General features: G+C 49.7%; 16 protein-coding genes and 1 tRNA gene. 7 read left to right on the forward strand and 10 right to left on the reverse strand.

Going from position 1 to position 19,416, the window contains the following annotated elements:
- Positions 1-14: 14 nt before the first annotated feature.
- The 8 genes from mrdA to HMPREF1091_RS05030 form a co-directional block, all read right to left on the reverse strand.
- A complete protein-coding gene (gene mrdA, locus HMPREF1091_RS04995; RefSeq protein WP_002563746.1) occupies positions 15-2,054 on the reverse strand; it encodes a penicillin-binding protein 2 in 2,040 nt (679 codons plus the stop codon).
- Between the two features lie 8 nt (positions 2,055-2,062).
- On the reverse strand, positions 2,063-2,632 hold the full coding sequence (gene mreD, locus HMPREF1091_RS08070; protein ID WP_002563747.1) for a rod shape-determining protein MreD: 570 nt from the start codon (positions 2,630-2,632) through the stop codon (positions 2,063-2,065).
- A gap of 3 nt (positions 2,633-2,635) precedes the next feature.
- Positions 2,636-3,601: a rod shape-determining protein MreC gene (gene mreC, locus HMPREF1091_RS05005; protein ID WP_021736285.1), complete on the reverse strand. Its 966-nt coding sequence runs from the start codon at positions 3,599-3,601 to the stop codon at positions 2,636-2,638.
- A 42-nt stretch (positions 3,602-3,643) separates the two neighbouring features.
- A complete protein-coding gene (gene mreB / locus HMPREF1091_RS05010; protein WP_002563749.1) occupies positions 3,644-4,690 on the reverse strand; it encodes a rod shape-determining protein in 1,047 nt (348 codons plus the stop codon).
- 67 nt (positions 4,691-4,757) lie between these two features.
- A complete protein-coding gene (locus tag HMPREF1091_RS05015) occupies positions 4,758-6,194 on the reverse strand; it encodes a tetratricopeptide repeat protein (protein WP_002563750.1) in 1,437 nt (478 codons plus the stop codon).
- Between the two features lie 40 nt (positions 6,195-6,234).
- Positions 6,235-6,783, reverse strand: a complete 549-nt coding sequence (locus HMPREF1091_RS05020) for a peptidylprolyl isomerase (protein WP_002563751.1) — start codon at positions 6,781-6,783, stop codon at positions 6,235-6,237.
- Between the two features lie 80 nt (positions 6,784-6,863).
- The gene (locus HMPREF1091_RS05025) at positions 6,864-8,063 is read right to left on the reverse strand and encodes a zinc ribbon domain-containing protein (protein ID WP_002563752.1); all 1,200 of its coding nucleotides are present in this window, start codon (positions 8,061-8,063) and stop codon (positions 6,864-6,866) included.
- Positions 8,064-8,089: 26 nt separating this feature from the next.
- Positions 8,090-8,166 (reverse strand) — tRNA-Arg (locus tag HMPREF1091_RS05030).
- Between the two features lie 127 nt (positions 8,167-8,293).
- Between HMPREF1091_RS05030 and HMPREF1091_RS05035 the strand changes: the two genes are divergently transcribed.
- The 7 genes from HMPREF1091_RS05035 to aroQ all read left to right on the forward strand — a co-directional run bounded on the left by HMPREF1091_RS05035 (position 8,294) and on the right by aroQ (position 16,454).
- Positions 8,294-9,151 (forward strand): prephenate dehydrogenase, encoded by an 858-nt coding sequence (locus tag HMPREF1091_RS05035; RefSeq protein ID WP_002563753.1) that lies wholly within the window; start codon positions 8,294-8,296, stop codon positions 9,149-9,151.
- Entirely contained in the window at positions 9,148-10,245 is a 1,098-nt protein-coding gene (aroB, locus tag HMPREF1091_RS05040) for a 3-dehydroquinate synthase (protein ID WP_002563754.1), read from the forward strand. Before HMPREF1091_RS05035 ends, aroB begins: the two co-directional genes overlap by 4 nt.
- A 10-nt stretch (positions 10,246-10,255) precedes the next feature.
- Positions 10,256-11,572 carry a 3-phosphoshikimate 1-carboxyvinyltransferase gene (gene aroA / locus HMPREF1091_RS05045; protein ID WP_002563755.1) on the forward strand — a complete coding sequence of 439 codons (1,317 nt, stop codon included), beginning with the start codon at positions 10,256-10,258 and terminating at the stop codon, positions 11,570-11,572.
- A 1-nt stretch (position 11,573) separates the two neighbouring features.
- Positions 11,574-12,782: a chorismate synthase gene (aroC, locus tag HMPREF1091_RS05050; protein WP_002563756.1), complete on the forward strand. Its 1,209-nt coding sequence runs from the start codon at positions 11,574-11,576 to the stop codon at positions 12,780-12,782.
- A gap of 7 nt (positions 12,783-12,789) precedes the next feature.
- The gene (locus HMPREF1091_RS05055) at positions 12,790-13,944 is read left to right on the forward strand and encodes a bifunctional chorismate mutase/prephenate dehydratase (protein WP_002563757.1); all 1,155 of its coding nucleotides are present in this window, start codon (positions 12,790-12,792) and stop codon (positions 13,942-13,944) included.
- A complete protein-coding gene (locus HMPREF1091_RS05060; protein ID WP_002563758.1) occupies positions 13,944-15,269 on the forward strand; it encodes a shikimate kinase in 1,326 nt (441 codons plus the stop codon). The genes HMPREF1091_RS05055 and HMPREF1091_RS05060 overlap by 1 nt, the downstream gene beginning before the upstream one ends.
- A 186-nt stretch (positions 15,270-15,455) precedes the next feature.
- Complete coding sequence (gene aroQ, locus HMPREF1091_RS08240; protein ID WP_002563759.1) at positions 15,456-16,454, forward strand: type II 3-dehydroquinate dehydratase; 999 nt, start codon at positions 15,456-15,458, stop codon at positions 16,452-16,454.
- Between the two features lie 11 nt (positions 16,455-16,465).
- On the opposite strand, the gene nrdG is transcribed toward aroQ, so the two are convergent.
- Complete coding sequence (gene nrdG / locus HMPREF1091_RS05070; protein WP_002563760.1) at positions 16,466-17,014, reverse strand: anaerobic ribonucleoside-triphosphate reductase activating protein; 549 nt, start codon at positions 17,012-17,014, stop codon at positions 16,466-16,468.
- A 93-nt stretch (positions 17,015-17,107) separates the two neighbouring features.
- A complete protein-coding gene (gene nrdD / locus HMPREF1091_RS05075; protein ID WP_002563761.1) occupies positions 17,108-19,333 on the reverse strand; it encodes an anaerobic ribonucleoside-triphosphate reductase in 2,226 nt (741 codons plus the stop codon).
- Positions 19,334-19,416 lie beyond the last annotated feature (83 nt).

The raw sequence follows: 19,416 nt of genomic DNA on the forward strand, positions 1-19,416 counted from the left end.
CTTTCTGAGCTGTGTTAGTGAGTCTCGGTATCTGAAGAATCACCCGTAGTGTCAGGTGAATCATAGATGGCACCTAAGGTATCACGAACGGCATACATTGCAGATGTTGCACCAAAGCCGCCCTTCTCGACAACCGCTGCGATGGCATACTTAGGATCATCTGCAGGAGCATAGGCACACAGCCAACCGGTTGCTGCCTCACCTGCACGTTCGCCAGAACCCGTTTTACCTGCTACCCGTACGGGAAGATTGGTAAAATGTGCCGTTACGGATCTATCTTCCTCGTAGATAACACCTTCAAGCGCACGATGCAACATATCGTATTGCTCGGTGCTTTGCTTGGGCTCCAAACGCTTAGAGGAATCGGTTTCCAGAATAGTACCATTACCAGAATGCGACTGTACGCTCTTGAGCACACGAGGCGTCCAAATAGTTCCTCTATTCGCAAGACCCATATAAGCACTTACCAGCTGAATAGGCGTTACCAAAAAGTCACCCTGACCAATAGCCAGGTTGGTGTTGTCTCCGCCCTTCCACTGACGGTCTGCCTCAGAACTGGTGGTGTAGTAATTCCACTTCCAATCCGCATCGGGCACGCGACCTTCTCCCTCACTCGGAAGATCAATGCCTGTCTTAGAGCCAAAGCCCCATTTTTTCATGGTATCCTGCATGCCCCATTTGTGTGCATCATCCGCAAGCCAGAAGCTCTTACCGATTTCATAAAACACCACGTCACAAGAAAAAGTAATACCTGTTTGCAGTGTCATGTATCCATGTCCACTATGCTTCCAACAGTACTGACCAGATGCCTTGCCAAAGCCTGTCCAAAAACCAGTACAGTTATAGCCAGAATCAAAACCTGCCAAGCCACTGTCCATAGCAGCCAGGGCATTGATAGGTTTTATAGTGGAAGCGGACATATAGGCACCGTCTACCGCACGGTTCATAAGCGGGTAGCTATTTGACTCATCGGAAAGCTCAGACCAATCGTCGTTAGAGATACCGCCGATAAACACGCTTGGGTCATAGGTGGGCGCACTTGCCATAGCAAGAACCTCACCATTGGTAACGTCCACTACAACCACAGCGCCGGCCTTGCAGTCAGCATTGCCCTTTTGCTGGGACGCTTTAATGGCGTGTGCAAGACCTTCTTCCGCACCCTTTTGAATCTTAGCGTCAATGGTAAGCGTAATGTCAGAACCTGGCGTTGCATCCACTGAGGTGGAATAGTCCACTACCTTACCCGAGGCATCAACATACACTTTTTGTTCGCCATGAACACCTTGCAAAATAGACTCATACTGGTATTCAATGCCCGCCTGACCAACAATGTCACCCAACTCATAGCTGGGAGAACTTTGATCATCATTTTTATGCTTCTTGATAAAATCCTGTGTAACAGAACCCGTATAGCCCAGCAAATGCGCAGCTAAACTACCCTGTGGGTAATTACGCGTAGATCGTGTTTCCACCGTAATGCCCTCAAAGACGTCTGCATGCTCACCCAAATAGGCAACCACGCGGCGGCTCACATCACTTGCCACCACGCGCAGGTTCTGTGCCCCCGCAGAAGCATCTTGAATCTTTCGTTTAACAGCAATTTTTGGCATACCTAAAAGATTTGCTAACAGCTGCAGTTTGATCTCATCGTTAAGAACATCGCTTTTTGCTACCACGGTTAAACTCGAGCGATTGCCCACCAGCTCAACGCCATTGCGATCCAAAATTCGTCCCCGTGGTGCCGAGGTGGCAATGGAGCGCGTACGATTACTTTCTGCTTGCTTGGCGTATTCATCTGACGAGACAAGCTGCATACTCCACAATTTACCCACCAGTGCTGTAAGGATAGCGCCAGAAAACACTGCCAGACCGTAGAGCCGCGTTTTAAACCCGCCCTCGGTAGAATGGTCTTCTCCACCAGCAGCTCGAGGTGTTTGTCCACCAATATCAAAGGTAAAACGCTTGCTACCAGAGCGCATGGTTATAAAAACAATAACCGCAATGGCTATTGAAGCAAGCGCAATAATAAGCAGGATGACAAGAGCTAACGACATAGTAGGTCCTAGAGCTTCTTACCAAAAAAGTGTCCGCTGCTGCGATCAGGGCGCTTGACCGAGAAGGACGAAGCAGCACTGCCCGTACGCAAGCCACTGAGCAGCAAGACGATAACAAAGGCTACGCAGTCCAGCACAATAGCTGGAATACTATGCAGTCCAAAGGTGTACAAAATATTGTGTGAATTACCCGTTAACACCATGGTAAGTCCATACACTAGCTCTATAGAAACACAGGCAATCAAGAACGGCCTCAATACCCCGCCAAAGCCGTCAGCAAACCTATTGCGTCCCTCAAGGCCGACAAAATATGATGCTATCGTAAGCTCAAAAGCCATAAGACCAACGGGTCCTGTGGTGGTCAAATCAAAGAATAATCCCGCGACAAAACCGGCAATAACGCCTGTTTTCCCTCCGGTGCTTAAGGCAATATACAAAGCAACAATCATACAGACATTGATATGCCCATCAAACAGTGCAATGTTTGGAACAATGGCTAAATGAAGCACAAAACAAAGAGCAGCCGCAATAAGCAAGGCTTTACGCGTCTTATTACTATCGTTTACCTGCATTGCCATCTGCTACCTCCTTTGTTTTGCGTTGGATGAGTCACTGGAAGAATCTGTAGAAGCCGCTTGATCCGCATCTTGTGTCGTGGCCGCAGCAGAGGTGGAGGATGATTCTTGTTTGTCTGCCTGCGCAGCCTCTGATGCATCTGCCTGTTGTTCATCGGTAAGCGAAGTGATAACCAGGACCTCTTCAAAGCTGGACGTTGTTGTAAACGGCTTTACCGTAATAACATAGTAGGTGGATCCGGTATTTTTTTCGATAGAGCTTACAGTGCCAAGCGGCAACCCCTTGGGGTAAATACCGCCCAAGCCGCTGGTTACAATCGTGTCTCCTACCGCAACGCTTTGATCGGTAGTTACCAGCGTTAAACGTAAGGTTCCATCCGCAGAACCAACAAGCATGCCTTGAGCACGGCTTGACTGCACCATAGCAGAAACAGAGGATGTCTCGTCAGAAATGAGACGAACCACAGAAGAAGTAGGTCCTACCTCGGAAATCTGGCCGATAACCCCTGTGGAATCCGTAACGGGCATACCAATTTGCATGCCTGCCGCAGAGCCCTTATCGATAGTAATGGTAGAGCTCCAAGAGTCTGTAGAACCAGAAACAACATGTGCCGCCGTTGACTGTAGTTTGTAGGCATTTTTGAGTTCAAGAAGACTCTGCAAGCGTTCTGCAGACTGTTGAGCTTCAGACAACTCCACATTTTTAGCGCGCAAGGCGTCATTTTCTGCCTTGAGCTCGCTTAAGGTTTCTTGGCTGGCCGTCAGATTGGAAAAGATATTTCCCAGTCCCTTAAACGGCGCTGTGATAAACGACCCCACACTACGAACAGGGGTTGTTACCACACTAACCATGTCACGCGCCGCAGTTATAGGCCCGTGACCTGTTTCTCTGCAGCTCAAGGTAAACACGACAAGAGCAATAACGCATAAAACTGTTGCAAGACGACCACCGGTTGCGCTTTTGCGTGGCATTGTGTTTGTGCGAGCAGAATGGGGCGAAAGTAAAGCCACGATTTACTGGCCTGCACTCTGAATAAAGCCACCCGACAAAGCATTTGCATCAAGAACGCGAGCGCAACCATTAACAACGTTCTCAAGAGCCGTGGGGCTTACGTTTACTGGAACACCCGTCTCATCACGCAGGCGAGAATCAAGGCCGCGCAACAGTCCGCCACCGCCAGTGAGCAAAATGCCATAGTACATAAGGTCACTTGCCAAATCTGGAGGGGTAACGTCTAAGGCATCCTTAACGGCTTTGGTGACCTCATCCAAAGGTCTATCCAACGCACGACGAATCTCTTCGGACTCAATACGTACCGACTTGGGAAGACCATTGATAACATCACGGCCATTAACCTCAACATCAAGCTCTTCTCGCAAAGGTGCGGCAGAACCAACCTTAATCTTGATATCTTCTGCAGTGCGCTCACCAATAGAGAGGTTATAGGCATCCCGAACATGCTCAAGGATGGTCTGATCAAACTCATCACCAGCGGTTCGGATGGACTGTGACACAACAATACCGCCCATGGCGATAACGGCAACTTCGGTTGTGCCGCCACCAATATCTACCACCATAGAACCCGTTGGGTCTTCAATGGGCAGGTCTGCTCCAATAGCTGCTGCCATAGGCTCTTCTATAAGATACGCCTGACGAGCACCAGCAGAAATAGTTGCTTCAAATACTGCGCGCTTCTCTACCGAGGTAACGCCTGAGGGAACGCAGACCACTACCCGTGGGCGCGGAGACCAAGGATACCGGCGAGAGCCACGGGCCTTCTCGATAAAATAGCGGAGCATGACCTCGGTTACATCAAAGTCTGCAATAACGCCATCCTTAAGTGGACGCACCGCCATGATGGAGCCGGGCGTACGACCAACCATGCGCTTTGCATCCGCACCAACTGCCAAAACACGCTCAGCGTCTTTATCAATGGCAACAACAGAGGGCTCATTGAGAACAATCCCCTGACCGCGCACGGATACCAGCGTATTTGCAGTACCAAGGTCTATGGCAAGATCGCCGCCATACTCACCAAATAATGAATCGAAAAAGGACATGTCGTTGTATCCTTCAGACGTATTTTACAAACGTAATTGCCCTAAAGCTACAGGCAATACAACTTTACTACTTGTTGGAGCTTGATGCCTGAGTATTTGCACTATCAGCTCCTGTTGCCTCGGTGCTTGCTGCAGAAGTAGAAGCAGTATCTGTCTCTTTGGTAGCAGACGTAGCAGCATCGGTGCTGGAGCTGGTGGCAATGTTGTTACCATTGCTTGCTTGAGAAGCATAGCTAGCACTCACGGCAGTTACCTTCCAAGAAATACCGTCACGGATAAGATCAACGGTATAGTCCTGGGTACCACCCTGAGCAAGGGTTGCGGTAACGTACACCTTAGAAGAGCTTATGGAGCGATCCACGCCGCCAATGGAAACTTTGGCACCCACGGGCAAGCTCGAAATAATCTCTGCCTGTTGTTCTGCAGAAAGTGAACTGCTGAAATACTGGTTTGCTTGGCCAGCATTAGAGACAGATTCAAAGAGCTGCGTAGCAACCGTTTCCTGCGTAGGATAGCCATAGCCTTTATAGAAGGCCGCACCACCCGCAGCGGCAAGCAAGAGCAGTATGATAAACAGGGTGATAAAAATCTTGCGCCCAATATGCCTATGCTTACGACGCACCTTACGATTACCCTTTTCTGCCTCGATAAGATCGGACTCGCTTACCGAGAAGAAACCAGTATCCTCGGGAGAAGGGATCATCTCGCCCGATTTGCCCAAAGGATCTAGCGGATCATAGGAGCCGGTGCCGGCATAGCCAGCTGCCTCCAAAAATGCATCGGTTTCCGAAGGCTGGTTGCCAACAAACGCGATCATAGCCTTCTGAGCAGCAGCATATGCTGCTTGCTGTTCATTTGTAAGCTCATAGCTTCCATCTGCAAGAGCATGACCAAAGGCATCGAGAGCCTCAGACATGCGATTGGCAGCAACGTATGCATCACCGAGCTGAGCATAGATTGCATTTTGATTGACCATGGGTGTAGAAAAATCAAGAGCCGTACGATATGCCTCTACGGCATCAATGGGACGACCAAGCTGCATAAAGCAGCCACCCAAACTGGTAAGTGCACTTGCAGGGTTGGGGTTTGTCTCGTCAATTGCAGCGTTACGGTATGCAATACCAGCATCACGAACATTGCCCAAAGCAAGCTGTGCTGCACCCAGTGCTACCTGTGCTTTATACGGAGTAGCATAGTCAGGATCTTGCAAAGCATTGGTCAAGACCTCTACTGCCTCTTGACTGCGTCCAGCAGCCAACAAAGCACGTCCTTGATTGCACAGCAAGGCACCACGCTTACCATATGCTTCATCGCGCAGGGCATCAGAATATGCCTGGGCAGCCTCATCAAAACGACCCAGCTTCATGAGCGAATTGCCCTTAAGGTGATCCGCTGCACCAAACAGCTCACCCGGATCCTTAACAGCTGCCATTGCAAATACAACAGAAGACCAATCTCCACGCTGATATGCAGTACGTGCTGCTTCGAATGCTTGCTGATCCATATTGCTCCTTCGATTATGCTACAAAAACAAGGATAGAGCGCTATGCCTTGTCGTGTTCAATACGAACAGACTCAATGACATCTCCTGCACGCAAAGCAGCAATGACATCAAATCCATCGATTGTTTGACCAAAAACAGTGTACCCGTTATCTAAATTATGTTGGGGGCCCAAGCAAAAGTAGAATTGAGAACCAGCGGAATCAGGCATCATAGAACGAGCCATGGCCAAGGCGCCATCCTCATGGCTGTTACGAGGATTTGTATCATACTCATGCTTGATGCAATAACCAGGACCACCCGTGCCAGGCATACCAAACTCACCGGATTTACCAGCAGCTACTTCCTCACTGCTAAGATCACGGGTGTTGGGGCAACCGCCCTGGATAACAAAACCTGGAACATAGCGATGAAACTTGAGATCATCATAAAAGCCAGACTCTGCCAACTCACAAAGGTTTCCCACATGAATAGGGGCACCTTCACCATCGAGCTTAACGCGGATTACGCCTTTGCTCGTGGTAAATACTGCAACCTCATCACCAGCGATTGTGTACTGGGGTGTATGCAATGGATCTCCAAGAAAACTCATTTGGTACCTTTCTTCATTTTGTCTATCTGAATTAGTTTACCAGCACATAAAACGGTTCACAGTTTGAGCAGAACGTCAGCTTATGATTCTGGATTCCAACTTTCATAGTTTTGCTCAAAGAGTGACTTGTAGGCCTCTTGGCTTGAGCCATTTTGCGATGAACGAAGAATCGACATGATGTCGGATTTATCGGAAGACGGATTATCTGACGCCAAGACTTTCTTCCACGCCTTGTTGATAATATCCAATCTATTACGCAGATAATTCCCTAAGGTAGCCATATGATTGATCTGCGTTACATAGGTACCTGTAGTGGTGTCCAGTGACTGAATTTCTGTAATCAAATTGCTGGTTTGATATGAAAGAGACTTTGCCTCATCCGCTGCTTTTGCACGAGCATCAGAGTCAGAACCAAACGCTATAGAGCTGAATGACTCAACGTTCTCATCGGTTTTTTGAGCAAGATCGCCCAGCTTTTTATACGCTTCAACCAGCTTCTTGTAGGTTTGCTCGTCACCTGATTCCACCTGCGTTGTGGGCGTGGTATCTGAATCCTGCCCTGTAAGCTTTTCTTTAACACCAGGAAATCCTGCCTTAGAGATATCCATCTGTGTTGTGTTTTGCGCAGAAGATCCCTGTGGCGCCCAGGGATGTGTAAGGTACAACACCGCGCAGCCCACTAACAAAAGTGAAGCTATAGCAGCAGTAACAACGGTACGTACGCTCGGGAGATTTTCAAAGGCATAACCGTTGTTGGAATTTGCAGGAAGCGCGCTTGCAATACGAGGAATAGCATGCGTTTGCTCTGCCTCGCAGTCCGATGAATCATCAGCCTGATCATTGCTTTGATCGTCTACATCATCAGGTTCCTCCAACATGTCATCCAAGGATGGAATATCCTGTGGCTGCAAAGTATGTGAGGCTTGTGGTTGAGGCGGGGTTGACTGCTCTAATGAAGGCAGATCTGCCAGCAAAGAAGCAACATCAGCTGGCGCTGCTACATCAGAATCCGATGCAGCATTGCGCGTTTGGTTACGCACGGGCTTATCGACAGATGTATCGGGCGGCAGTGATGGAAGCTTTTTCACAGATTTCTTGTGCTCGACAGGCATACCGCAAGAAGGACAAGCCTGTACACCATCTGGAACCAGCGCTCCACAGGTCTTGCAATACGTACCGTCAAGCTTGGGGATACTCATGGTGAGATCCAAGGTAGAGTGGCAGGCCGGACACACCGACGAACCGTTAGCAATATGCGTGCCACAATAAGGGCAAATCACGTGAGTCCTCCAGCAGACCAAGCAAATGGTGCCCTCAGTGGGGATCGAACCCACGGCCTTTCGCTCCGGAGGCGAACGCTCTAATCCACTGAGCTATGAGGGCATGTACGTACCAGTATAACCCGATAAATGTTACACCAACATGTACGATATCTATACCACAACAATTGAGCTTAAAATACGTAGTATTATTTGATACCTATACGATACGTTTTACAGATAGAGAACAGATGACGCAGAGTTCTAACACGCATACCGTAGGCGTTTTAAGCCTTGGTTTAATTGGTGGTTCATTTGCAAAGGCCTTTATACGCGGTGGATACACCGTGTATGCCTATGATGTAGCTAGCTCTAGTATGCACAAAGCACAGGCGGATGGCGTTGCTGGCACACTTGACGACACAACCATTGGAGCCTGTGAGCTTATTGTGCTGGCAGGTTATCCTGACGTATGCAAGCGTTGGCTTGAGGCTCATGCGGCCAGCATTGCAGCTGATGCCTTGGTCATAGACACTGCTGGTGTAAAACGTGCTTTGTGCCAAGCATGTACTAACATCGCGGCAGAGCACAGCTGGACCTTTATAGGTTGCCATCCCATGGCCGGAACTCAATTTTCTGGCTATGGCCATGCTCGAGCAAGCCTGTTTGTCAATGCGCCGCTGGTAGTCTGTTTACCCGAGAACTACCCAGGTACCTCAGAGTTGCTCGGACGCTTGCGTCTACTGCTTGAACCCTGTGGATTTGCCTCCTTTACCTGTGCAACGCCAGAATTTCATGATGAACAAATTGCCTACACCAGCCAGCTTGCTCACGTGGTGTCCAACGCTTACGTCAAAAGTCCTGCTGCTCAAGCTCACAAGGGCTTCTCGGCAGGATCGTATAAGGATTTAACGCGCGTAGCTCGCCTGAATGCAACCATGTGGACCGAGCTGTTCTTAGATAATGCAGACAAGCTCTCCGCAGAGATAGGCACCCTTATCCAAAACTTACAGGCCTACAAAGATGCCCTTGACACCAATGATGCTCATACGCTGCATGCACTGCTGGAAGAGGGCGACCGTCTTAAAAAGGAAGCTGAGGCTCGATGAATACTACGGTTACGGTCACTACCCCATCGGCACGCTACAACGTTTTTGTGGGTTCGGGACTTCTTGCGCAGCTGGGCACCATTACGCGCGAGGTCAATGGCGGTACGCGGGCGTTTGTAATCACCGACAGCACGGTCGGACCCCTATATTTAAAAAAGGTAAGCGATGCGCTTACGCAGGCAGGCTACACGGTTTTCTCGGCAGCGTTTGAAGCTGGCGAGAAGTCCAAGCATTTTGGCACCTTATCTGACCTGTTGGAGAGCATTGCTGCGGCGCAGCTTTCTCGCAAGGATGTAATAGTTGCCTTGGGCGGCGGTGTGGTCGGAGACATAGCTGGCCTGTGTGCAGCCCTGTATTTGCGCGGCATAGACGTTGTGCAGGTGCCCACCTCGCTGCTTGCCATGGTCGATTCTTCTGTGGGCGGCAAAACCGCAGTTGATCTGCAGGCCGGTAAAAATCTTGCGGGCGCTTTTTTGCAGCCACAGGCAGTCGTTGCAGATGTTGATGTTCTGGCAACCATAGCGCCTGAACTGTTTCGTGATAGCACCGCCGAGATTATCAAACATGCCGTGCTAGCGGATAGAGCAATGTTTGATCGGCTGATGAGCAAACCTTTGCTTGGTTCTGATTACAACACGCAAGCGCTAATAGATATTATTGTGCGCAACGTGCAGATCAAGCGCGATATTGTGCAGGCGGATGAGACGGAACAGGGTATGCGTCAAACGCTTAACCTTGGCCATACCATAGGCCATGCCGTTGAAGCAGCAAGTAACTTTAGTCTTGGTCACGGCAGCAGTGTTGCCATTGGCCTGTGCTGCCTGGTGCGCGGCGCTGCCAAGCTGGGCTGGTGCGATCCTTATTTGCTTCAACCCATTACACAAATCATCCAAGCACATGGTCTGCCCACTAACACAGACGTTGATCACGCAACCCTCTTTGAATATGCTACCCATGACAAAAAACGTCTCGCTCAAAGCGTTAACCTCATCGTACCTACCACCATTGGTGCTGTAGAAATAAAACCAATTTCCCTCACCCAGTTACAAGACCTTATTGACGCAGGCTGCGGCAAAGCCGGCTGTAGCAAATAAAAGGAGTATGATGGACGTCAAAATTACCCCGCATGAGCTCAGCGGCTCTGTGAACGCAATCTCATCCAAATCGGTTGCCCACCGCTTGCTCATTTGCGCAGCTCTTGCCGATAAGCCCTGCAATCTTGAATGCGATACAACAAGCGCCGACATCATGGCAACGGTAGACTGCCTACGGGAGCTGGGCGCACACATTACTCGAACACAAACGGGCTTTAGGGTTGTGCCCATCAAGCAGCGTGGACGTCACTTTTGGATGCCTCGTGCAAAACTTGATTGTCGTGAATCCGGTTCCACCCTGCGCTTTTTACTTCCAGTAATCTGTGCTCTTGGTACTAAGGCAGCTCTTTCCATGGGCGGCAAACTGCCGCAACGGCCGCTCTCTCCTTTATATGAACAGCTCATTGCATCTGGTGCTCAAATAACTCCGCAAGGCACGGTACCCATGATGGTTTCTGGTGCTATGCATGCAGGTATTTTTAGAATGCCTGGCAATGTATCTTCTCAATATGTCAGCGGCCTGCTTATGGCTGCCCCGCTCTTATCGGACACCTTGCAGGTTGTGGTTACAGAACCCGTAGAATCTCGTCCGTATATCCAACTTACCATCAATGCCATGCAGCAGTTTGGCGTACCCGTATACACAGAGCGCACCGTTGAATTTGATCAGAAGGTCACCATTTATACGGTTGATGGCTCTGCTCGGTATAGTTCACCGCAGACAGCGTATGTAGAAGGAGACTGGTCCAATGCGGCATTTTGGCTGTGCGCCGCAGCTTTGGGCGGTAACGGCATTGCTGTCAACCAGCTCAATCTATCAAGCGCGCAGGGTGATCGCTCCATCATGGCAGCACTTGCCCGCTTTGGCGCACGCATTTCTCGTAAGGGTAAATCCGCGCTGGCACTGGCAGATCATATTGATGCCTGTGTCTTAGACGTTGCCGATTTTCCAGATCTGGTTCCTCCCCTTGCCGTCGTTGCAGCGTTGGGTAAGGGAACTACCCAGCTCACGCGCGCGGGGCGCCTGCGGCTTAAGGAATCTGATCGCCTGCAAACGGTATGCCAGGGCCTGAGTGCCCTTGGTGCTACCATCCACATTCAGGACGATGGACTGGTTATCGAAGGCGTTGAGCAGCTCAAGGGTGGCGTGGTGGATGCTTCCAATGACCATCGCATTGCCATGATGGCCGCCCTTGCCGCCGTACGCTGTGAGGGCGACGTTATTATTCGCGGTGCACACTGTGTTACTAAGTCATATCCTCATTTCTTTGAGGACTATGCCCAACTGGGCGGGCTTGTTGAGAAGATAGAAGAGGTACAGGAATAATATGGCATCTACGTTTGGCACAAGCGTGCGTATCAACCTGTTTGGACAGTCTCATTCCGATGCCATTGGCGTATGTATAGAGGGTCTTCCTGCCGGGTTTTATATTGACCAACAAGCATTAGCGGCCTTTATGGCGCGACGCGCACCGGGACAAGCTGCTTGGTCTACGCCACGTAAGGAAGCAGATGCACCTCACTTTGTGTCTGGCCTTAATCCCGATGGCTACACCTGCGGCGCACCTCTTTGTGCACTCATCAAAAACAACAATACGCACTCGGCAGACTATGATGAGCTGGTCCGCATTCCTCGTCCTGGTCATGCAGACTTTCCCGCACAGCAAAAATGGCTGGGCTTCCAAGATGTGGCCGGCGGTGGGCATTTTTCTGGCAGACTGACCGCGCCTCTTTGCATTGCCGGTGGTATTGCCCTCCAGATGCTTGAGCACAATGACATTTTTGTTGCAGCTCACCTCAGTGAGGTGGCCGGTATTGCGGATGAGCACTTTGCAGCCTATCACAACGACAGCGCTTCTCGACATCTGCTGTACCAGCAGATGCAAGCGCTTCACGATGGACGTCCTTTTCCTGTTTTGAATGATCAGGCCAGCGCACAGATGCAGCAAGCCATTGCACAAGCACGCCATGATAAGGACTCGGTAGGTGGCATTATTGAGTGCGTGGCTACAGGGTTGCCTGCAGGTGTAGGAGGACCGCTGTTTGATGGCATTGAATCCGCCATTGCACGGATTGTGTTTGGCATTGGCGGCATAAAAGGACTGGAATTTGGCCGAGGCTTTGAAGCAGCATTGATGCGCGGCTCTGAACACAATGATGCCTATCACATGGAACAAAACACTATTGCTCCTCTTACCAATAATGCGGGCGGCAATCTGGGCGGCCTTACTACGGGCGCTCCCCTGCTGTTTAGAATGGCCGTTAAACCAACATCTTCCATTGGTCTTGAGCAGGATTCTGTGGATATGCAGCAAAAACATAACGCACGCCTTGCTGTGGTTGGGCGCCATGATCCTTGTATTGCTCCCCGCGCTGTTCCAGTAGCAGAAGCTATCATGGGTATTGCCCTGTTAGATCAGCTTATTTCCTATCCAGCACAGCAGACCTATGCTTCATTTGCAAAGGCTCTTGCTACTCAAAAACATGTAAACACGGATTTAGACTCACGTTCAAACACAGACTTAGACACGAAATAGGGTTGGTATGCAAGATCTTTCCGACATTCGTCAGCGCATAGACGAGATTGATGACAGTATTATTGATCTATTTGTGCAGCGTATGCACTGTGTTTCTGAGGTATCAGCATATAAAGCTGCACATAACTTACCCATACTGGACCCCAGTCGTGAGCGTGCAAAGCTCGCCTATGTAGCCTCACAAGTTCCTGACGCGCTCAAAAGCTCAAGCCAAATCCTCTTCTCGCTCCTTATGGAAACAGCCCGCGCAGCCGAACATACACAGCTTGATGGTCCCACCAGCAATACGCTTTTGGGCGATAGCATCTTAGCGGCCCAAGCCAACACGCCAGACCTGTTCCCACAAACAGCACTTGTGGCGTGCCAAGGCGTTGAAGGAGCCTACTCTCAAGTTGCCACCGATAAGCTCTTTAGACATCCCAACATATCCTTCTTTAACACCTTTGAAGGCGTTTTTAACGCTGTTGATATGGGCTTTAGTCGCTATGGCGTCATTCCTTTGGAAAATTCAACCGCTGGTTCGGTCACGCAAGTATATGACCTTATGATGAAATACGACTTCCACATAGCCCGCACACTGCGCCTTAAGGTGGATCATTGCGTTTTGGCAAAGCCGGGCACCCGTATGGAAGAGGTGACCGATATCTATAGTCACCCCCAGGCAATTGCACAGTCTTCTGAATTTTTGGACGCCCATAAAGCCATTACCGTCCATGTTGTCGAGAATACCGCGATGGCAGCACAGCTTGTTGCTCAGTCACCAAACAACACAAGCGCCGCTCTTTCGAGCCGCTGGTGCGCCGAGCTGTATGGCCTAGTTACCCTTGCAAAGAATGTGCAGGACAAAGGGAACAACTACACTCGCTTTGCCTGCATCAGCAAAGGTCTTGAGGTGTATCCGGGTGCGGACCGCAGTTCTCTTATGCTTGTGGTTGGCCATGAACCAGGTACGTTGTACAAAGTGCTTTCTCGATTTTATGCGCTGGACATCAATATTTGTAAGCTGGAAAGTCGCCCCATCCCAGATCGTGACTTCGAGTTTATGTTCTACTTTGATATAGAATGTCCCGTTGCTGCTCCCCAGTTTGCACTGCTCATGAACAGCTTGAGTGACGTATGTGAGGAGTTCCGCTACCTTGGAAGCTATTCGGAGCTGGTGTAATGGCAGATCAAACACACGCTTCTGCACACAACAATCCACAAAACCCGGCGACCCTCATCCCCTCTACGCCATATGGACTTGTTGGTCGCACGCTTGCGCACAGCTGGTCTTCCAAAATCCATGCGCAGCTGGGTAGCGCCCCCTATGCACACTATGAGCTTGAGCCGGAACAACTCGAGACATTCATCCATGCTGACGGCTGGCAGGGACTTAATGTAACCATCCCCTACAAGCGTGCCGCCGCTCAGCTGGCCGACGAACACTCTCAAGCGGTACAGGAGCTGGGTGCTGCTAACACGCTGGTGCGTCTTTCTAACAATACCATCTATGCCGAGAATACCGATGTGCTCGGTTTTTCTTGGATGCTTGAACGGTTTTGCACAACCCAGCTTGCCGGTAATGCTACCGACGTGCTTACCAACAAAAAGGTGCTTGTGTTGGGTAGCGGTGGTGCTTCACGCGCCATTTGCTATGTACTTAAGCAGGTACAAGCACAGCCCGTTGTGGTTTCTCGCACGGGCACGACCACCTACACCAACCTGCTGCCACAGCATCAGGATGCCACGCTCATTGTTAATACCACGCCGGTAGGTATGTATCCTCACGACTCCACCTCACCTGTATCTCAACAGACGCTTCAAGCGTTTTCACAGCTCAAAGGCGTATTAGATATTGTGTACAATCCAATACGCACGCGTCTTTGTCAACAGGCACACCAGCTAGCAATCCCTGCTCAAACCGGTTTATCCATGCTCGTTGCTCAGGCCTGGGCCTCCTCTAAACTTTGGCAGCAGCGCGCTCTTCCTGAAGAGTATATTGAGGCCATCGAGAAGGACCTCCAACGTCAGATTTTAAACATTACCTTTATCGGCATGCCTGGCTCTGGCAAGTCTTCTACCGGTAGAAAGCTTGCGCATATGCTTCAGCGTCCCTTTGTTGATCTTGACGATGCAACAGCTCTTGCGTGTGGTATGTCGCCAGCACGCTATATCACGCAGTATGGTGAGGCCGCTTTTAGAGACATAGAGACGCAGGTATTGGCACAGTACAGCCATGAATCTGGACTTATCATCTCTTGTGGCGGTGGGGTGGTTACCCGTCCAGAAAACCATGATCTACTGCATCGTAATTCAGTGGTGGTCATGATTGACCGCCCACTCAACGAACTTTCTGTTGAGGATCGACCGCTTTCGCAAACACAGGGTATCCAGGCGCTGGCAAAACAGCGTATGGACTTGTATTATAGCTGGTCAGACCATGTAGTTCAGACTACGGGATCTCCTCAAACAGACGCTGAAGCTACCAAGAACCTTCTTGATCTCTAACGTAAGGCTTTTACTAAAGAGCGTCACAAAATCCCCACTGCAGCTGCCATTTACGGAGAGCTGAGCACAACTCATAGATATATATACTTGCAAAACAGTGTAGCGTGCAATACTTATCGTTTAACAAAGCATGTAAAAGCACTTCAAAGAGTAAGGATGTAACGGGGATTTCTCGCACAAGCAATCATGAACTATGAAAACGTCGCAGCACACATTTTGGATAACATTGGCGGTAAACAAAACGTGCTCACCAGCACGGTCTGTATGACCCGTCTGCGGCTCAGCCTGAGCAATGTTGCCCTAGTAAATGAGGATGAGCTTGCGGCACTTGATAGCGTTTTAGGGGTTGTTTCTCGTGGGGACCACGGTATAGAAGTTGTGTTTGGACCTACGGTTGTCGAGAAGGTATATCAAAGCTTTACCTTGCTCATTGGTTCAAAAAATAATGAAACTACGCCTCCCGAGCGCCCACGTGGTGCTGTACGCGTTCACATTAGTCCTGCTCGTCGCCAATCCTTTGCTGCTCAAGCGCAAGCACTCATGACTGCAACACAAGACACGCAAGATGCACAGGCAGGTGTGGGTGCTAACGCTGCTGCCAAGACTATAAACGCCAACGATGATATTTCAACACTTGTTGCCGCCCTGGATAATGCACCAGCCACGCGCAAGGCTGTTTCTTTTTCTGCTTCACACAGACCGAGCGCGCAAAACAGACAAGGTACTCAAACAAAACCAGCAGCCCATAAAAAGGTGTTGGTATTGAACGGACCAAACATTAATATGTTAGGCATCCGTGAACCACAAATTTATGGCGCTCAAACCTATGCCGATCTTATCGACCTATGCCAGGATGAAGCCGGTAAACTAGGTTTTGAGGAATGCAGCTGTTTTCAATCCAATCATGAGGGAGATCTCGTGGATGAAATTCAGCATGCCTATGGTATCTATGACGGTATTATCTGTAATCCCGGTGCCTATACCCACACGTCCATTGCCCTACTTGATGCTCTCAAAGCGGTACAAATTCCCTGCATTGAAGTACATATCTCCGCAGTGGATGCTCGTGAGGACTTCCGCCAGGTCTCCTATATTCGTCAAGCATGCTTTGAGACCATTGTGGGACTGGGTCTTGCTGGCTATCGTAAAGCGCTGCAGTCTATGGCCCGATATCTGTCTCGTTAATCCATATTGCGTTAGTCCATGCTATGAGTGCTGTAGACCTTCTCGTCTTCCCATAACACTACTTGCCCTGCCTCAAGCGATTGGGGTACATCTATAAGGCGTTGATTAGAAGACCCTCTAAAGCGCAGGGTAATATCGTAGAGCTCCTTTATAAACATGCCATCAACCAGCACATCGAGGCAGGCCAAAATACGATCTGTTACCTCGGTATGGTGAAAGCCGCCCTCATTGATCTCTTCCCAAGTATCACCTGTGTAGCACCAGATGCTTTTGTTGGGAAATTCTTTGCGTACGCGCTCAAAAAATGCTACCAAACCACGCTGGTTTTCCGGCTCCATAGGCTCGCCACCCAATACGGTAAGCCCTTCAATCCAGCTGGGACGTAGGCTTTCTACAATGGTGTTTGCAACCTCTTCTGTAAATTCCTCACCAAAGCTAAAGCACCAAGTCTTAGCATTAAAGCATCCCTTGCAATGCCTGCGACATCCCGATACAAACAAACAGGTACGCACGCCTGTGCCGTTGGCAATATCCGAATATTTGATACCTGCGTAATGCATGGTGAAATCCTTTGCAAAAGTATACTACGAAGCATGTGTACAAAAATGCGAGCTACCTAGGCAGCCCGCATTAGTTGTTACAACATATACCGCTTAGAGATGAAGTACGCGGTCCTTAATCTCTTCGGTACGGCCCTGATTCCAGAACTGGGTACCAATATAGCCGCAGGTACGACGTGCTACATTGAGCTTATCCTGATCACGATTGCCGCAACGTGGGCATTCCCAAATCAGTTTGCCATCCGTATCTTCGATAATCGTAATCTCACCGTCATAGCCGCATTCCTGGCAGTAGTCACTCTTGGTATTGAGCTCGGCATACATGATGTTGTCGTAAATAAAACGCATAACGCTTACAACAGCTTCCAGGTTATCCTGCATGTTAGGAACCTCAACGTAGCTGATAGCCCCTCCTGGAGACAGGCGTTGGAATTGGCTCTCAAAAGCAAGCTTCGTAAACGCATCAATGGTTTCAGAAACGTGCACGTGATAGCTGTTAGTAATGTAGCCGTGGTCCGTGATATGAGGAATGACACCAAAGCGACGCTGCAATGACTTGGCAAACTTATAGGTTGTAGACTCAAGAGGCGTACCATACAGTGAGTAGTCTATATCCTCAGCCTCTTTCCATTGCGTGCACTTATCGTTCATGTGCTGCATAACAGAAAGTGCAAAGGGTGTAGCCTCCGGATCCGTATGAGAGTGCCCCGTCATAAAGCGTGTAGTCTCATACAGGCCAGCGTAGCCCAAAGAAATGGTGGAGTAGCCGCCATACAACAGCTTATCAATGGGCTCTCCCTTGCTCAGGCGAGCAAGGGCACCGTATTGCCACAGGATGGGTGCTGCATCGGAAAGCGTACCCAACAAACGCTCATGGCGGCAGCGCAATGCCTTATGACAGAGCTCAAGGCGCTCATCAAAAATCTCCCAAAAACGATCCATGTCACCACCAGAAGACAGTGCCACATCGGGAAGGTTGATGGTTACAACACCTTGGTTAAAGCGACCGTAGTACTTGGGCTTGCCGGGAACATAATTCTTAGCATGAGCGATATTGTTAAAGCCGCCCTCAGAGCGATCGGGCGTCAAGAAAGAACGGCATCCCATGCAGGTAAAGGTATCACCCTCACCTTCCTTCTCGCCAGTAGAGAGCTTGTATTCCTTCATCTTCTTCTCAGAAATATAATCGGGTACCAAGCGCTTGGCCGTGCACTTAGCAGCCAGCTGCGTTAGGTAGAAGAAGGGCTGACCAGGCTCAATGTTATCTTCCTCAAGGACATAAATAAGCTTGGGGAACGCGGGGGTAATCCACACGCCCTGCTCGTTACGAACGCCCTCATAACGCTGACGCAGGGTCTCCTCGATGATAAGTGCCAGATCCTTCTTGGTGCGCTCATCCTCAACCTCATTGAGATACATGAACACGGTTACAAACGGTGCCTGGCCATTGGTAGTCATCAGCGTGACCACCTGGTACTGGATGGTCTGAACACCGCGACGAATCTCATCACGAAGGCGCTTCTCTACAATCTCTTGCAGCTTGTCTGCAGCGGGCTCCACGCCAAGGCTATTAAGCTCGTCGATGGTCTGTGAGCGAATCTTCTTACGAGAAACGTCAACAAAGGGCGCCAAGTGAGACAGAGAGATGGACTGGCCACCATACTGGTTAGAAGCAACCTGAGCAATAATCTGCGTTGCAATGTTGCACGCAGTAGAAAAGCTGTGAGGTTTTTCTATCATAGTGCCCGAAATAACCGTGCCGTTTTGCAGCATGTCCTCCAGATTGACCAAGTCACAGTTGTGCATGTGCTGCGCGTAATAGTCTGCATCGTGGAAGTGGATAATGCCCTCATTATGAGCCGCTACTACGTCCTCCGGCAGCAGCATACGCATGGTAAGGTCTTTGGAAACCTCTCCGGCCATGTAATCGCGCTGCACCGAGTTAACGGTTGGGTTCTTGTTAGAATTTTCCTGCTTTACGTCCTCGTTATTGCACTCAATGAGCGACAAGATTTTGTCGTCCGTAGTGTTCTTCTGACGCTTAAGGCTTTGAAGATAGCGATAAATAATATACTTACGAGCCACCTCAAAACGATCCAGAGCCATGATCTCATCCTCAACCATGTCCTGAATCTCTTCTACTGTAACCGTGTGGCCTGCATCCTCACAACGATCGCGTACATTCTCTGCCGCATAGGTAATCTGACGCGGTGTCAGACGCATATCAGAGGGAACTTCATTATTGGCGGCGGTAATAGCGTTAGAGATTTTTTTGATGTCAAAAATAACCTCAGAACCGTTACGCTTAATAATCTTCATGGCAGAAACTTTCTTCTTTATGCAGATTGAGCTACCGAGAAAACCGATAAGCTACGCTGCTTTCTTCGACACCGTCTATCCTA

Source organism: Atopobium minutum 10063974, assembly GCF_000364325.1.
GTDB lineage: Bacteria > Actinomycetota > Coriobacteriia > Coriobacteriales > Atopobiaceae > Atopobium > Atopobium minutum.

What these genes read in the sequence shown, in the direction of transcription:
- mreC (WP_021736285.1), bottom strand. Translation starts at nt 3,601, where the DNA reads ATGCCACGCAAAAGCGCAACCGGTGGTCGTCTTGCAACAGTTTTATGC.
- mreD (WP_002563747.1), bottom strand. Translation starts at nt 2,632, where the DNA reads ATGGCAATGCAGGTAAACGATAGTAATAAGACGCGTAAAGCCTTGCTT.
- HMPREF1091_RS05015 (WP_002563750.1), bottom strand. Translation starts at nt 6,194, where the DNA reads ATGGATCAGCAAGCATTCGAAGCAGCACGTACTGCATATCAGCGTGGA.
- aroQ (WP_002563759.1), top strand. Translation starts at nt 15,456, where the DNA reads ATGAACTATGAAAACGTCGCAGCACACATTTTGGATAACATTGGCGGT.
- HMPREF1091_RS05035 (WP_002563753.1), top strand. Translation starts at nt 8,294, where the DNA reads ATGACGCAGAGTTCTAACACGCATACCGTAGGCGTTTTAAGCCTTGGT.
- aroB (WP_002563754.1), top strand. Translation starts at nt 9,148, where the DNA reads ATGAATACTACGGTTACGGTCACTACCCCATCGGCACGCTACAACGTT.
- nrdD (WP_002563761.1), bottom strand. Translation starts at nt 19,333, where the DNA reads ATGAAGATTATTAAGCGTAACGGTTCTGAGGTTATTTTTGACATCAAA.
- mrdA (WP_002563746.1), bottom strand. Translation starts at nt 2,054, where the DNA reads ATGTCGTTAGCTCTTGTCATCCTGCTTATTATTGCGCTTGCTTCAATA.
- mreB (WP_002563749.1), bottom strand. Translation starts at nt 4,690, where the DNA reads ATGTCCTTTTTCGATTCATTATTTGGTGAGTATGGCGGCGATCTTGCC.
- HMPREF1091_RS05020 (WP_002563751.1), bottom strand. Translation starts at nt 6,783, where the DNA reads ATGAGTTTTCTTGGAGATCCATTGCATACACCCCAGTACACAATCGCT.
- HMPREF1091_RS05060 (WP_002563758.1), top strand. Translation starts at nt 13,944, where the DNA reads ATGGCAGATCAAACACACGCTTCTGCACACAACAATCCACAAAACCCG.
- nrdG (WP_002563760.1), bottom strand. Translation starts at nt 17,014, where the DNA reads ATGCATTACGCAGGTATCAAATATTCGGATATTGCCAACGGCACAGGC.
- aroC (WP_002563756.1), top strand. Translation starts at nt 11,574, where the DNA reads ATGGCATCTACGTTTGGCACAAGCGTGCGTATCAACCTGTTTGGACAG.
- HMPREF1091_RS05055 (WP_002563757.1), top strand. Translation starts at nt 12,790, where the DNA reads ATGCAAGATCTTTCCGACATTCGTCAGCGCATAGACGAGATTGATGAC.
- aroA (WP_002563755.1), top strand. Translation starts at nt 10,256, where the DNA reads ATGGACGTCAAAATTACCCCGCATGAGCTCAGCGGCTCTGTGAACGCA.